At 64.6% G+C, this 12,908-nt stretch carries 12 protein-coding genes; 6 read left to right on the top strand and 6 right to left on the bottom strand.

The genetic code is table 11. From position 1 onward, the window contains the following. The coding region (locus WBF82_RS01995; RefSeq protein ID WP_424381430.1) for a serine/threonine-protein kinase at positions 1-1,316 on the bottom strand (1,316 nt) is incomplete at its 3' end. 18 nt (positions 1,317-1,334) lie between these two features. Then, positions 1,335-2,426, bottom strand: a complete 1,092-nt coding sequence (pstS, locus tag WBF82_RS01990) for a phosphate ABC transporter substrate-binding protein PstS (RefSeq protein ID WP_424381429.1) — start codon at positions 2,424-2,426, stop codon at positions 1,335-1,337. Positions 2,427-2,619: 193 nt separating this feature from the next. On the opposite strand from pstS (WBF82_RS01990), the gene WBF82_RS01985 reads away from it, so the two are divergent. From WBF82_RS01985 to pstA, 4 genes are all read left to right on the top strand, one after another. Beyond that, positions 2,620-3,486 carry an ATP-binding cassette domain-containing protein gene (locus WBF82_RS01985; RefSeq protein WP_424381428.1) on the top strand — a complete coding sequence of 289 codons (867 nt, stop codon included), beginning with the start codon at positions 2,620-2,622 and terminating at the stop codon, positions 3,484-3,486. 4 nt (positions 3,487-3,490) lie between these two features. Next, entirely contained in the window at positions 3,491-4,606 is a 1,116-nt protein-coding gene (gene pstS, locus WBF82_RS01980; RefSeq protein ID WP_424381427.1) for a phosphate ABC transporter substrate-binding protein PstS, read from the top strand. 63 nt (positions 4,607-4,669) lie between these two features. Beyond that, positions 4,670-5,686, top strand: a complete 1,017-nt coding sequence (pstC, locus tag WBF82_RS01975; protein WP_424381426.1) for a phosphate ABC transporter permease subunit PstC — start codon at positions 4,670-4,672, stop codon at positions 5,684-5,686. Between the two features lies 1 nt (position 5,687). Further along, positions 5,688-6,542, top strand: a complete 855-nt coding sequence (pstA, locus tag WBF82_RS01970; RefSeq protein WP_424381425.1) for a phosphate ABC transporter permease PstA — start codon at positions 5,688-5,690, stop codon at positions 6,540-6,542. Here pstA and WBF82_RS01965 read toward each other — a convergent pair. Next, positions 6,528-7,781 carry a DNA polymerase domain-containing protein gene (locus WBF82_RS01965; RefSeq protein ID WP_424381424.1) on the bottom strand — a complete coding sequence of 418 codons (1,254 nt, stop codon included), beginning with the start codon at positions 7,779-7,781 and terminating at the stop codon, positions 6,528-6,530. The genes pstA and WBF82_RS01965 overlap by 15 nt on opposite strands. A gap of 47 nt (positions 7,782-7,828) precedes the next feature. Here WBF82_RS01965 and fadD2 point away from each other — a divergent pair, with 47 nt between their 5' ends. Then, positions 7,829-9,505 carry a long-chain-fatty-acid--CoA ligase FadD2 gene (fadD2, locus tag WBF82_RS01960; RefSeq protein ID WP_424381423.1) on the top strand — a complete coding sequence of 559 codons (1,677 nt, stop codon included), beginning with the start codon at positions 7,829-7,831 and terminating at the stop codon, positions 9,503-9,505. Between the two features lie 27 nt (positions 9,506-9,532). On the opposite strand, the gene WBF82_RS01955 is transcribed toward fadD2, so the two are convergent. Beyond that, complete coding sequence (locus WBF82_RS01955) at positions 9,533-9,904, bottom strand: hypothetical protein (protein ID WP_424381422.1); 372 nt, start codon at positions 9,902-9,904, stop codon at positions 9,533-9,535. Between WBF82_RS01955 and WBF82_RS01950 the strand changes: the two genes are divergently transcribed. Then, entirely contained in the window at positions 9,897-10,034 is a 138-nt protein-coding gene (locus tag WBF82_RS01950) for a hypothetical protein (protein ID WP_424381421.1), read from the top strand. The genes WBF82_RS01955 and WBF82_RS01950 overlap by 8 nt on opposite strands. A 162-nt stretch (positions 10,035-10,196) precedes the next feature. On the opposite strand, the gene WBF82_RS01945 is transcribed toward WBF82_RS01950, so the two are convergent. Both WBF82_RS01945 and WBF82_RS01940 read right to left on the bottom strand, forming a co-directional pair. After that, on the bottom strand, positions 10,197-10,706 hold the full coding sequence (locus tag WBF82_RS01945; protein ID WP_424381420.1) for a DinB family protein: 510 nt from the start codon (positions 10,704-10,706) through the stop codon (positions 10,197-10,199). Positions 10,707-10,717: 11 nt separating this feature from the next. Further along, a complete protein-coding gene (locus WBF82_RS01940; RefSeq protein WP_424381419.1) occupies positions 10,718-12,907 on the bottom strand; it encodes an acyl-CoA dehydrogenase in 2,190 nt (729 codons plus the stop codon). Between the last annotated feature and the right edge of the window lies 1 nt (position 12,908).

Here is a 12,908-nt window from a genome sequence, read left to right as displayed (position 1 = left end):
GGCTGGTAGAGGCCGGTGAACGGCAGCACCGACGGGGTGCTCGACCCGGATGCCAACTTCACCACCCGGCCGAACATGGCCTCGCTGGCGACGTAGACGGCGCCGGAGCTGTCCACGGCCACCCCGCCCGGGGACAAGCGAAAGTCGAGGCCGTTGAACGGCAGCACGTTTTGTCCGCACGCGTCCGACGATGGCCCCGCGTGATGCTGCGGCCACACGAGGTACCCGACAACGGCCAACAGTACGACCACAGCAGCGGCGATGACGAGCCACAGCTTGCGACTGCGGCGTGGCCCGGGCGCGGTATGGCCAAAGTCGGGCCCCTGGGCAAGGGGCGGCGGGCCATACCCCGATGGGATCCCGGGTTGGCTGAACTGGCCGCTACCGGCGCCAGCCGGCACCGGACGCGCCATCGTCGCGGCGCCGGCGGCGTCCTCGCCTTGCCGCAGGATGCTTTCGGCCTGGTGCTGATCGGGCACGGTCAACGCCTCGAGGGCGGCCTTGGCCAGATCGCCGGCGCTGCGATAGCGCTCCAGAGGGTTTTTGGCCATGCCTGTGGCGACCACCTGATCCAAGGCCACGGGAACCGTTCCAGGTCGCAGTTGACTAGGCCGCGGGGGAGGCTCGGTCAAATGTGCCGCGATCGCCCGTTCGATGCTGTCGCTCCGAAACGGCGGCGACCCGGTGAGGCACTCGCACAACACACAGGCAAGCGAATAGATATCGGAGCGGTAGGTGACGTCATCGCCGGCGAACCGCTCGGGCGCCATGTACTTGTAGGTTCCCATCGCCGTCCCGGTCTGGGTCAGTCCCGGGTCGGCCGCGGCGCGGGCGATACCGAAATCCACTAGGTAGGCGAAGTCCTCGCCGGTCAGCAGGATGTTTTCCGGTTTGACATCGCGGTGCGTCACGCCTGCGGCGTGCGCGGCGTCCAGCGCGCTGGCGATCTGCCGGACGATCGCCGCCGCCCGTGGCGGCGATAGCGGCCCATCGCGCCGCAAAATGTCGTGCAGGGGTGCGCCGTCGACCAGGCGCATCTCCACATACAGCTTCCCGTCGATCTCGCCATAATCGTGGATCGGCACCACGTGCGGCTCGGTCAGCCGCCCCGCGGCGTCGGCCTCGCGCTGCATTCGCGCGCGAAACGTCGGGTCGCTGGAATATTGCGGCGAGATCAGCTTCAACGCGACTACCCGCCGCTTGCGGGTGTCCTCGGCCTCGTAGACCTCGCCCATGCCCCCGCGGCCGAGCAGCCGTAGCAGCCGGTAGGGACCGAACCACGACCCTCCCTGCAAACCCGGATTGCCCTGGCTCACCGTCGATGCTCCCTTCGGCTAAGAGATTGCATTCACTGCCGCCGCCAGTCTCGATTGGAATGAACTCGGCAGCGGAATGGAGCCGTACTGGTCTAAACCGTTTTGGCCCGGACCAATTGCGGCCTGCATAAACGCTTTTACCGCCGTGCCGGTCGCCGAATCCGGATACTTCGAGCACACGACCTCATAGGTCGCCTCCACGATAGGGTAAGCGCCGGACTGCGTCGGCTTGTAGAACGAGGACGTGTCCACCACCAGGTCGTTGCCCTGCCCCTTAATCTTGGCCCCGGCAATCGTTTTGCCGACCGAGTCGGTCGTGATCGTCACCGGCTCCGGACCCGCTGACGTGATGATCTGGGCCATGTTCAACTGCTTGCCCACTGCGAACGACCACTCGTTGTAGGAGATCGACCCGTCGGTGTTCTGGACAGCCCCCGAGGAACCGTTGTCCCCGGCGAATCCGTCGCCGACACCACCTTGAAACGTCTGACTGGAGCCCTTACCCCATGCACCGTTGGATGCCGCATCGAGGTATTTCTGGAAGTTGGATGAGTTAGCGGATTGGTCGCTGCGGAAGATGACGTGAATGGGCGTCGACGGCAGGTTGATGCCTGCGTTGAGCGCCTTGATCGCGGGGTCATCCCATTGTGTGATCCCGCCGTTGAAGATCTTTGCGGTCGTGGGCCCGTCCAGGTTCAGCGAACTCACGCCGTTGACGTTGTAGGTGACTGCGATCGGTTCAAACACTGTCGGTAGGTCCCACGCCGGCGAACCGCACCGCGATGCCGCCCTTTCGGGCTGACCCTTCGATGGGTTCAACGGGTCGCCGGAACCCGCCAGATCGGTGACGTTGCTGAGGAAGTCCTTCACTCCGGCGCCGGAGCCGTTTGCGTTGTAGTCGAGGGTGTACCCGGGACATGCATGGATATAGGCGTAGACGAACTGTTCCATCGCATTCTCTTGCGCGGTTGCGCCACTGGCCTTGAGCTTCTGCTTGCCGCCGCAGTCCACATGCGACGACGACGTGTTGGCGTGGCTGCTGCAACCCGACAACACCAGCGCGCAAATGACCAGCACGGTCAGCGCGGCGCTGGACCGGGTGAACTTCACGGACTCCTCCGAAAAATCAGGGCGACAACTCTGCCACCGGGTCGAGCCGGGCCGCGGAACCACTCCCTCACATAGACACGTCGCTGGTCAAGTCAAACGTAAACACACCGTGAATATACAAACGTTTGAAGATGGACGGAGGATTACAGACATTGACCCGCGAGCGTGGCGCCACCACGTAGCATCGGGTTTGATGGACTGTGCACAGCTCGATGCCGAAACCGGTGCCGATGATGCTGATGTCGCGGCTCCGGCGCTGCGTGCGGTGAACCTCACCCTGGGTTTCGGCGCCACAACGGTGCTCGATGACGTAAGCCTTGATTTTCCCGCTCGCAGTGTCACTTCCTTGCTGGGACCGACCGGCTCCGGTAAGACGACCTTCCTGCGCACTCTGAATCGGATGAACGACAAGGTGTCCGGATACCGCTACAGCGGGGATGTCCTATTGAGCGGACGTAGCATATTCAAAAGCCAAGACCTGATGGAATTTCGCCGCAGGGTCGGCATGCTGTTCCAGCGGCCCAATCCATTCCCAATGTCGATCTTAGACAACGTCGTTGCGGGTTTGCGCGCGCATAAACTGGTGTCCCGCAAGGACTTTAAGAGTGTTGCGCAGACGCGCCTCGCGGAGGTCGGCCTCTGGGATGCGGTTAAGGATCGGCTCGGTGATTCGCCATTTCGGCTCTCGGGTGGTCAACAGCAATTGTTGTGCCTGGCCCGCGCACTCGCGGTGAACCCGGAGGTCCTGCTGCTTGACGAGCCCACCTCATCGCTGGACCCGACCACGACCGAGAAAATCGAAGAGCTCATTCGAACATTGGCCAACCGGCTCACCGTCGTCTTGGTGACCCACGATCTTGCCCAGGCCGCCCGCATCGGCGACCGGACCGCCTTGTTCTTTGACGGCAGATTGCTGGAGGACGGGCCCACCGAACAGCTGTTTCTCTCGCCGAAGCACGCGGAGACCGTCCGTTATGTCTCTGGATTGTTTGGCGACCGGCATCTTCTGGGGGTGGTCGTTGGGGCCACCGACGCCAGCGAGGAAAAGAAAGGTGAGTGAGGGCATGAAGATCTCTCTGCGAACCCTGCTCGTTGCAGCGCCGTTAGTCTTGGTCGCCGCGGCTTGCGGTTCGAACTCGACAGGTGGGTCGTCCCACCCCGGGGCTAGCAGCGGCAGCGCCGCAACCACCCCCGCGACCTCGAAGGTCGCATTGTCGGAGACCGGGGCCACCGAGCTGTACCCGCTGATGAATGAGTGGGTTCCGGCCTACCAGGCGAAATACCCGAACGTCACGATCACGACGGCGGCCACCGGGTCGGGCGCCGGGATCTCCCAGGCAATTGCCAGGGCGGTCGACATCGGCGCCTCCGGCGCCTACCTGTCGGAAGGCCAGATTTCCGCACACAAGGGTCTGATGAACATCGCGTTGGCCATTGCCGCCGAGGAGATCCACTACAACGTGCCCGGTGTGAGCGAGCACCTCAAGCTGAACGGCAAGGTATTGGCGGCCATGTATCAAGGCACGATCAAAACCTGGAACGACCCGCAGATCGCCGCGCTCAACCCCGGAGTGAATTTGCCGGCCATCCCGGTTGTTCCGCTACACCGTTCCGACGGCGCAGGCGATACCTTCGTGTTCACGCAATACCTGTCGAAACAAGACCCCGACGGCTGGGGTAAGTCGCCAGGTTTTGGGACCACCGTCGACTTCCCCGCGGTGCCGGGCGCGCTCGGTGAGAACGGCGCCGGTGGCATGGTGACTGGCTGCGCTCAGACTCCGGGATGCGTCGCCTACATCGGCATCAGCTATCTCGATCAGGCCGGCCAGAAGGGGCTTGGCGTGGCCGAGCTCGGCAATGCCTCCGGCAAGTACGTGCTGCCGGATGCCCAAAGCATTCAGGCTGAGGCCGCCGGCTTCGCCTCGCAGACCCCGGCAAACCAAGTGATCTCACTGATCAATGGACCCGCCGCAAATGGGTACCCGATCGTCAACTACGAATACGCCGTGGTCTACGGCAGCCAAAAGGATGCCGCTACCGCGCAAACGTTGCAGGCGTTCCTGCACTGGGTACTGACCGACGGTAGCGGCCCCTCGTTCCTGGACAAAGTTCACTTCCAACCGCTGCCGGCGTCGGTGGAGAAGCAATCCGAGGCCCAAATCGCCAACATCACAAGCTAACTCGTTGCGGTTATGCTTGCCGTCCGACAGCGGGTGCCGGACGACCCGCTAGTGCTGTCACGCATGTTGGACCGCGTCCGTGGTGTGAGCCGCGGCGACCTCGCCGTGCGGTGGCTTGGTGGGATGTGCGCGGTGATCCCGCTTCTCGCGTTGGTGTTCGTGCTGAGCACACTGATCATCGAGGCGCTACCGGCGATCAAAGTTAATGGGCTGCACTTCTTCACCAGCACCGAATGGAACCCGGGAAACCTTTACGGCAACAGCGAAGTCAGCCACGGCGTCCCACATCCGATTGGCGCCTATTACGGCGCATTGCCGATGATCGTCGGCACGCTGGCGAGCTCCGCGATGGCATTGATCATCGCCGTGCCGGTGTCTATCGGGGCAGCATTGGCGATCGTGGAACGGCTACCCAAGCGCGCCGCCTCGGCTGTCGGCATGGTGCTCGAATTGCTTGCCGGGATCCCCAGTGTCGTCGTCGGTCTCTGGGGGGCAATGACTTTCGGGCCGTATATCGCGCACCACGTCGCTCCGGTGATCGCTCGTAATGCGCCGAATGTCCCGGTGCTCAATTATTTCCGCGGCGATACCGGAAACGGCCAGGGCATGTTGGTGTCCGGCCTGGTGCTGGCCGTGATGATCATTCCGATCATCGCCAGTACCTGCCGCGATCTGATCCGGCAGGTGCCGTCGCTGCCTCGCGAGGGTGCGATCGCGCTGGGCATGTCCGACTGGGAGTGTGCGCGCAGGGTCACCCTGCCGTGGGTGTCCAGCGGCATCGTCGGCGCCGTCGTGCTGGGACTGGGACGTGCGCTGGGCGAGACGATGGCCGTTGCGATGGTCTCCGGCGCGGAGTTGGGTGCGATGCCCGGCAACGTCTATTCGGCCATGACCACCATCGCCGCAACGGTTGTGTCGCAGTTGGATTCAGCATTAACCGACTCCACCAACTTCGCGGTGAAGAGCCTTGCCGAGGCAAGTCTTGTGCTGATGGTGATCACGTTGGTGACGAATATGTTCGCGCGCGCGCTGGTGCGCCGCGCGTCGGCTACCGCGCTACCTGTCGGTCGAGGCATCTGAAATGTGGTCGACAACCTCTCGGCGCAAAACCGCCAACGCGATGTGGTGGACCGCATGCTTCTGTTGTCTGGCGATGGTGATCGCACCGACGTTGTGGATGCTGATCGGGGTCGTCGGGCGCGCGCTGCCGGTGTTCCATTGGAGCGTGCTGGTCGAGGACTCGCACGGCGGTGGTGGCGGCCTTCGCAACGCCATCGTCGGTACCCTGGTCCTCGGCCTGGGGGTCATGCTGGTGGGAGGCACCGTCAGTGTGTTGGCCGGACTCTACCTGTCCGAATTCGCTACCGGCAGAACGCGTTCGATCCTGCGCGGGGCCTACGAGGTACTGTCCGGCATTCCGTCAATCGTGCTCGGATACGTGGGCTACCTGGCGCTCGTCGTGTACTTCGACTGGGGATTCTCGCTGGCGGCCGGAGTCTTGACGCTGTCGGTCTTGAGTATCCCGTACATCGCCAAGGCCACCGAGTCGGCGCTCGGTCAAGTGCCGACGGCATACCGGGAAGCGGCAACGGCGCTGGGGCTGCCGGTCATCTGGACGCTGCGCAAGATCGTGCTGAAGACGGCACTACCCGGAATCGTCACCGGCATGCTGGTGGCGCTCGCACTGGCGGTCGGTGAGACAGCGCCGATGCTGTACACCGCCGGCTGGTCGGACTCCCTTCCGAGCGGCAAACTTACGGACTCTCCGGTCGGTTACCTGACGTATCCGGTCTGGACGTTCTACAACCTGCCGTCGAAATCAGCCCTGGACCTGTCCTATGACGCGGCCTTCTTGCTGATCGTGTTCTTGCTGCTGTTGATCATCCTGGGCCGGCTGATCACCTGGTTCGCGCGGCGGCATTCAGAGTCGGCGTGAATTCGGAGGGTCGTCCCAGCGGGCGGGCCATGGGCTGTAGTCCGCGATCAACTCCTCCTGGGGCGGCCGTTGGTCCTCGGGCACGTGCTGCAGGTTGATCCGAATCCGGTACCAGATCGAACTCGGCCCGCGCATGCCGTCGACCAGTACGTCGGCCGGCTGCAGGCGATCCGCCACGGCGGGGTGGCGCTCGCGCCAGGTGTCCAGGGCGGCCATCGCCTCGTCTTTGGTTTTGGTGCGGGCGATTTCGATGAGCGGCATCACCGACTGGCGGCGGCCGGTGCCGGCGCCGCGGCGCGCCCCTTTCGGCGCCTTCTCTGCGGGCCCGAGTTCCTCCGCCAGCGCGAGCAGTCGCTCGAGTCCGGCGGCGGTGTCGTTCATCGGAGCCCACGGGTCACCGCTGTCGGCGAACCGCTCGGGCACCGTCGCCAAGGTGAAGCTGGCCGGGTCGCAGCCGACGACCTCATCCCAATGCAGCGGCGTCGACACCCGCGCATCCGGCGTGGCCCGCACCGAATACGCCGATGCGACCGTGCGATCTTTGGCGTTCTGGTTGAAGTCGACGAACACGCCCTCGCGTTCTTCCTTCCACCACCGGCTGGTCGCCAGCCGGGGGGCGCGTCGCTCCACCTCCCGCGCCACTGTCTGGGCGGCCAGCCGCACCTGCCGAAAAGACCAGCCCGGCACGATGCGTGCGTAGATGTGAAAGCCACGCGAACCGGACGTCTTCGGCCATGCGGTCAGTCCGTGGTCCTCCAGCACCTCACGGGCCACCAGCGCGGTGTCGAGGATTTGCTGCCAGCCGACACCGGGCATCGGGTCCAGGTCGACTCGGAGCTCATCGGGATGGTCAAGGTCGTCGGCGAGCACCGGATGGGGGTTGAGATCGACGCAGCCCAGATTGATGGCCCACACCAAACCGGCGGCGTCATGCACGACGGCTTCGGCGGCCGAGGTGCCCGACGCGTAGCGCAGTTCGGCGACGTCCACCCAGTCGGGCCGCTTGGCGGGCGCGCGCTTCTGGAAGATCGCCTCCTGCTCGATGCCCTTGACGAAACGCTTCAGGATCATCGGACGTCCGGCCACGCCTCGCAGCGCACCGTCGGCGACGGCCAGGTAGTAGCGGATCAGATCCAGTTTGGTGTGGCGGGGATCGGGGAATATCACCCGGTCTGGATGGGTGACCTCGACCTGGCGCCCGTCCACTTCGAGTGCGACGGGAGACGCCATGTTGTTCATCGTAATTTCCCCGAAAAACCGAGACGCGCGTCACATAGGGTGACGTTATGCCTAATCTCTTCGATATCCCGGGGCAAGCAGCGGCCAAGGTTCAGCAGTATGCCGAGCGCGGGGTGGCTGAACTGCATTACCTCCGCAAGATCATCGAGTCGGGGGCATTCCGCCTCGAGCCGCCGCTGAACTATGCCGCGATGGCGGCCGACATTCGAAAATGGGGGGAAATCGGCATGCTGCCCGCGTTTAACGCGCGGCGCACGCCCAACCGCGAGGCGATCATCGACGACGAGGGCTCGCTGACCTACCAGGAACTCGACGAGGCGGCCAACGCGGTGGCCCACGGCCTGCTGGCCAAGGGTGTGCGCGGCGGCGACGGGGTAGCGATCCTGGCGCGCAACCACCGCTGGTTTGCCGTTGCGGAATTTGGCTGCGCGCGAGTCGGGGCCCGCATCATCCTGCTCAACAGCTCGTTCTCCGGCCCGCAGATCAAGGAAGTCTCCGAGCGCGAGGGCGCCAAGCTGATCATTTACGACGACGAGTACACCAAGGACGTCAGCAAAGCCGACCCGCCGCTGGGCAAGTTGCGCGCCCTAGGCTTTACTCCGGACGGCGACGACTCAGGCAGCGACGACGAGACATTGGCCGACCTGGTCGCCGCCAACAGTAAGTCGCCCGCTCCCAAGGCCAGCAAGCACTCGTCGATCATCATCCTGACCAGCGGCACCACCGGCACGCCCAAGGGTGCAAACCGCAGTACTCCGCCGTCGTTGGCGCCGATCGGCGGCATCTTGTCGCACGTGCCGTTCAAGGCCAACGAGGTGACGTCGCTGCCGGCGCCGATGTTCCACGCCCTGGGTTTTCTGCACGCCACCATCGGGATGTTCTTGGGCTCAACGCTGGTGCTGCACAACAAGTTCAAGCCGCCGCAGGTGCTGGAAGACATCGAGAAGCACAAGGTGACAGCGGTCGTGGTGGTGCCGGTGATGCTGTCGCGGATGCTCGACGCGCTGGAAAAGATGGACAAGAAGCCCGATCTGTCGAGCCTGCGGATCATCTTCGTTTCCGGTTCGGCGCTGGGCGCCGACGTGGCCGAGCGGACGCTGAAGGACTTCGGTCCCGTCATCTACAACATGTACGGCTCAACCGAGATCGCGTTCGCCACCATTGCCGAGCCCAAGCATCTGGAGTTCAACTCCTCGACGGCGGGACCCGTCGTCAAGGGTGTGAAGGTCAAGATCTACGACGACAACGGCAAGGAGTTGCCGCAGGGCGAGGTTGGCCGGATCTTCGTCGGGACGACGTTCCCGTTCGAGGGCTATACCGGGGGCGGCGGTAAGCAGATTGTCGATGGCCTGTTGTCCTCCGGTGACGTCGGCTACTTCGACGAGAACGGTCTGCTTTTCATCAGTGGCCGCGACGACGAGATGATCGTGTCCGGCGGCGAGAACGTCTTCCCCGCCGAAGTCGAGGACTGCATCAGTGGACATCCAGATGTGGTAGAGGCCACCGCGATCGGTGTGGAAGACAAGGAGTGGGGCCATCGGCTGCGCGCCTTCGTGGTGAAGAAGAAGAACGCGAGCCTCGACGAGGACACCGTCAAGAAGTACGTGCGGGACCAACTCGCCAAGTACAAGGTGCCGCGGGAAGTGGTCTTCCTCGACGAGTTGCCGCGCAACCCGACCGGCAAGATTCTCAAACGGGAACTGCGCGACCTCGACGTCGATTAGCCCGGCGATCGCACCACCGGCGCAGCATCATCGGCCTGCCTCAATCAACTGGAACGTCTTCGTTCCAGTCACCGCTTGCCCGCCGTTGGGCGGTGTGACCGACACGTTGACGGTGTAGGTGCCGGGCGTTAGGACGTCCAAGGTTTTGTTCGGCCTACCGCTGCAATCGCTGCTGCGGCGGGTCTGGTCGTAGCCGCCGGGTCCGGTGACGTTGGCGACCACAGTGCAGTTAGTTGAGGACGAGAGGTTGCCCTGGCCGTGCGAAGTCCACTCGAACGTCATCTGCGGCGGAAAGAGTTGGTGCGCCGCGTTGGGAGCCAACTGGTACGTGTCCTGACCAACTTTCGTCAAGGTGCCGTCACCGCGATCCGTGGTCACTTCCACCGAATCGATGGACATCGATGGGGTGGTGCTCGTCGTTGTCGTGGTGGCGGTGGTGGTTGTCGTGGTGGTGGTGGTGGTGGAGGGTGTCGTGGTCACGCTGGAGGTTGATGTCGAGGTGGACATCGACGAGGTGGTGTCAGTGTGATTGGTGGTGGCCCGATTTGAATGGCCGCATGCGACGATTCCGCAGCACGCCGACGTCGCGGCGACCACAGCCAGCATCCGAACTGGAATGTTGCTCATGTCTCCCCCAATGTCCGCTCCCCTACGAGGGACCTTAGCCGAACGCGGCCGACCGCAGGGCGATTCAGCCGTCGAATCCGGTTGCGCCGTCGAGTTGTTCGCGCAAGATGTCGAGTTGTCCGGTGTGACGGGCAGTCTCCTCGATCATGTGTACGTAGATCCAGCGCAGCGAAACGGTGCCGAAGTGACGATGCGGTACCGCGTGGTCGAGCGGATACCGTGCTGCGATTCGGCGGGACTTCTCGCATTGCGCTTCATATTCGGCCACCAGGGTTGGCAGTGACTCCTCGGGGAGGAACTCGAACTCCCAGGAGCGTTCGTGCGAACGACGGTTGTCGTCGCTTTGCTCCTGCAAAAGCTGTTCGAACCAGCCGTATTCCGCCCAACGCAGGTGCTTGATCAGCCCGCCTACCGTGGTCGACGACGGGACGAGCCTGCGGCGGGCATCGGTGTCGGCCAAATGAGAAACCTTGCGCACCACGATGTCTCGGTAGTCGTCGAGGAATGACTCCAGCGTGCTGCGCTCGTCGGTTGCCGCTTGCTCGCGGCGGTCGGGACGCTGCGCTTCTGCCATGACGCGCGGCCCTACGGGTCGCGCGGCAGGCCCAGCAGACGCTCGGCGATGATGTTGAGCTGTACCTCCGAGGTGCCACCGTAGATGGTGGTGGCGCGGCTGGCCAGCAAGTACTCGTCCCACTTGCCGGGCGGCGTCTCGGGGTCGCCGATCGCGGCATCGGTGCCGAACGAGGCCACCCCGAACTCCGCATAGCCCTGCCCGGTGCGCATCGACAACAGCTTGGAGATCGCCGCCGACGGCATCGCGTCGCCACCGGCCAACGTCAACAGCGTCGAACGCATGTTGAGCACCTTGGCGGCGTGGCCCTCGGCGATCAATTGCCCAGCGCGGTTTTGCGCGATCTGGTCGAACTGCCCGTCGCGAATGAATTCGACGAACTGGTCGAGGTTCGCCAAGAACGGCGCCTCGCTGCTGCCGATCGAAACCCGTTCGGCGGTTAACGTGTTGCGGCTGACCTCCCAGCCGCGGTCCACCTCGCCGAGCACGCACTCGTCGGGCACGAACACGTCGTCGATGAACACGGTGTTGAACATCGCGCCGCCGGTGAGCTCGCGCAGCGGTTTCACTTCCACGCCCTCGCTGCTCATGTCCAGCAGGAAGTAGGTGATGCCGTTGTGCTTCGGCGCACTCGGATCCGTCCTGGCCAACAGCGCGCCCCACTGCGAGAACTGCGCCGCGGTGGTCCAGATCTTCTGTCCGCTGATCCGCCAGCCGCCCTCGACCTTGGTCGCCTTGGTGCTCAGCCCGGCCAGGTCGGATCCGGCACCCGGCTCGGAGAACAGCTGGCACCAGATCATCTCGCCGCGAAACGTCGGCGGTAGGAAACGCTGCTTCTGTTCGTCGGTGCCGAAGGCCACGATTGACGGCACGATCCAAGCCGCGATGCCGATCGGTGGGCGCCGTACCCGCCCGGCGGTGAATTCCTGAGCGATGATGATCTGCTCGACGGGATCGGCTGCCCGCCCCCAGGGCTTGGGCAGATGGGGCAGCACCCACCCGCCCTCGGCGATGGCAGTGGTGCGTTCTTCGCGGGGCATCTCCTTCAGCGTGGCGACCTCCGCACGAATGTCGGCCCGCAGTTTCTCGGTTCCGGGGTCCAGGTCGATGTTCAGTTCGCGCATCCCCGTGCTCGTCGCCGTGTCGACCACCCGCTGCGGGTACTCGGATTTGCGGCCAAAGCAGGCGGCGACCATCAGCGCGCGACGGTAGTAGACGTTGGTGTCGTGTTCCCAGGTGTAGCCGATACCGTCGTGGACCTGGATGCAGTCCTGCGTGCAGCGCTGCGCGGCGGCCGGCGCCAACGTCGCCGCCACTGCCGTGGCGAATTCGACCGCGGAACCATCAGCGTCCCAACCATTTTGGCGGGCCTCGTCGATCGCGCGGGCGGCATCCCACACGGCTGCGGTGGCCCGTTCCGTGTCGGCGATCATCTCGGCGCACCTGTGCTTGACAGCCTGGAACTGACCGATCGGCCTGCCGAACTGTTCACGGATCTTCGCGTACTCGGCCGCGGTATCGGTGGCCCACCGCGCGACGCCGACGGCCTCGGCTGACAGCAGCGTGGAGATCAGCCCATAGGCGGTTGCGACGCTGAGGTTCCTCAGCACCGCATCGTCACTCACCTCGACGGCGTTGGCGCGCACGTGCGCGATCGGCCGCAGCGGGTCGACGCTGGTAACCGGCTCGATTTCGAGTTGCTCCGCGCGCAGCACCACCCACTCTTCGGCGCTGTCGATGGCCACCGGCAACACCAGCACCGAGGCCTCGCCCGCCGCGGGCACTGCCCGGACCTCACCGCGGATCACCAGCGCGTCACCCTGGCGGGTCGCCGTCATCGCGCAGCAGTCTTTCGCGTAGGCGGCGATAGCCGCGCCAGACGCTAGCTCGGCGAGCACCTTGGCGTCGGGGTCGTGCGCGGAGATCAGCGCGCTGGCAATCGCCGACGGCACGAACGGGCCGGGCACCGCCCCGTAGCCGAATTCGGCGAGCACCACGGCAAGCTCGAGGATGCCGAAACCCTGGCCGCCAACCGATTCGGCCAGATGCACACCCTGCAGGCCTTGTTCGGCCGCGGCCCGCCAGTACGGGGGTGGGTTATCGATCGGTGTTTCCAGCGCGGCGTGCAACACCTCCGACGGCGCGACTCGCGCCACCAGGGATCGCACCGAATCGGCCAGGTCTTGATGCTCGGGAGTTATC

The organism is Mycobacterium sp. (genome assembly GCF_049673265.1).
Lineage (GTDB): Bacteria > Actinomycetota > Actinomycetes > Mycobacteriales > Mycobacteriaceae > Mycobacterium.
The sequence above is the reverse complement of the archived record's forward strand: the minus strand, read 5'-3'. Positions and strand labels throughout refer to the sequence as shown.

What these genes read in the sequence shown, in the direction of transcription:
- WBF82_RS01985 (WP_424381428.1), top strand. Translation starts at nt 2,620, where the DNA reads ATGGACTGTGCACAGCTCGATGCCGAAACCGGTGCCGATGATGCTGAT.
- pstS (WP_424381427.1), top strand. Translation starts at nt 3,491, where the DNA reads ATGAAGATCTCTCTGCGAACCCTGCTCGTTGCAGCGCCGTTAGTCTTG.
- pstC (WP_424381426.1), top strand. Translation starts at nt 4,670, where the DNA reads ATGTTGGACCGCGTCCGTGGTGTGAGCCGCGGCGACCTCGCCGTGCGG.
- pstA (WP_424381425.1), top strand. Translation starts at nt 5,688, where the DNA reads ATGTGGTCGACAACCTCTCGGCGCAAAACCGCCAACGCGATGTGGTGG.
- WBF82_RS01965 (WP_424381424.1), bottom strand. Translation starts at nt 7,781, where the DNA reads ATGAACAACATGGCGTCTCCCGTCGCACTCGAAGTGGACGGGCGCCAG.
- fadD2 (WP_424381423.1), top strand. Translation starts at nt 7,829, where the DNA reads ATGCCTAATCTCTTCGATATCCCGGGGCAAGCAGCGGCCAAGGTTCAG.
- WBF82_RS01950 (WP_424381421.1), top strand. Translation starts at nt 9,897, where the DNA reads ATGGACATCGATGGGGTGGTGCTCGTCGTTGTCGTGGTGGCGGTGGTG.
- WBF82_RS01955 (WP_424381422.1), bottom strand. Translation starts at nt 9,904, where the DNA reads ATGTCCATCGATTCGGTGGAAGTGACCACGGATCGCGGTGACGGCACC.
- WBF82_RS01945 (WP_424381420.1), bottom strand. Translation starts at nt 10,706, where the DNA reads ATGGCAGAAGCGCAGCGTCCCGACCGCCGCGAGCAAGCGGCAACCGAC.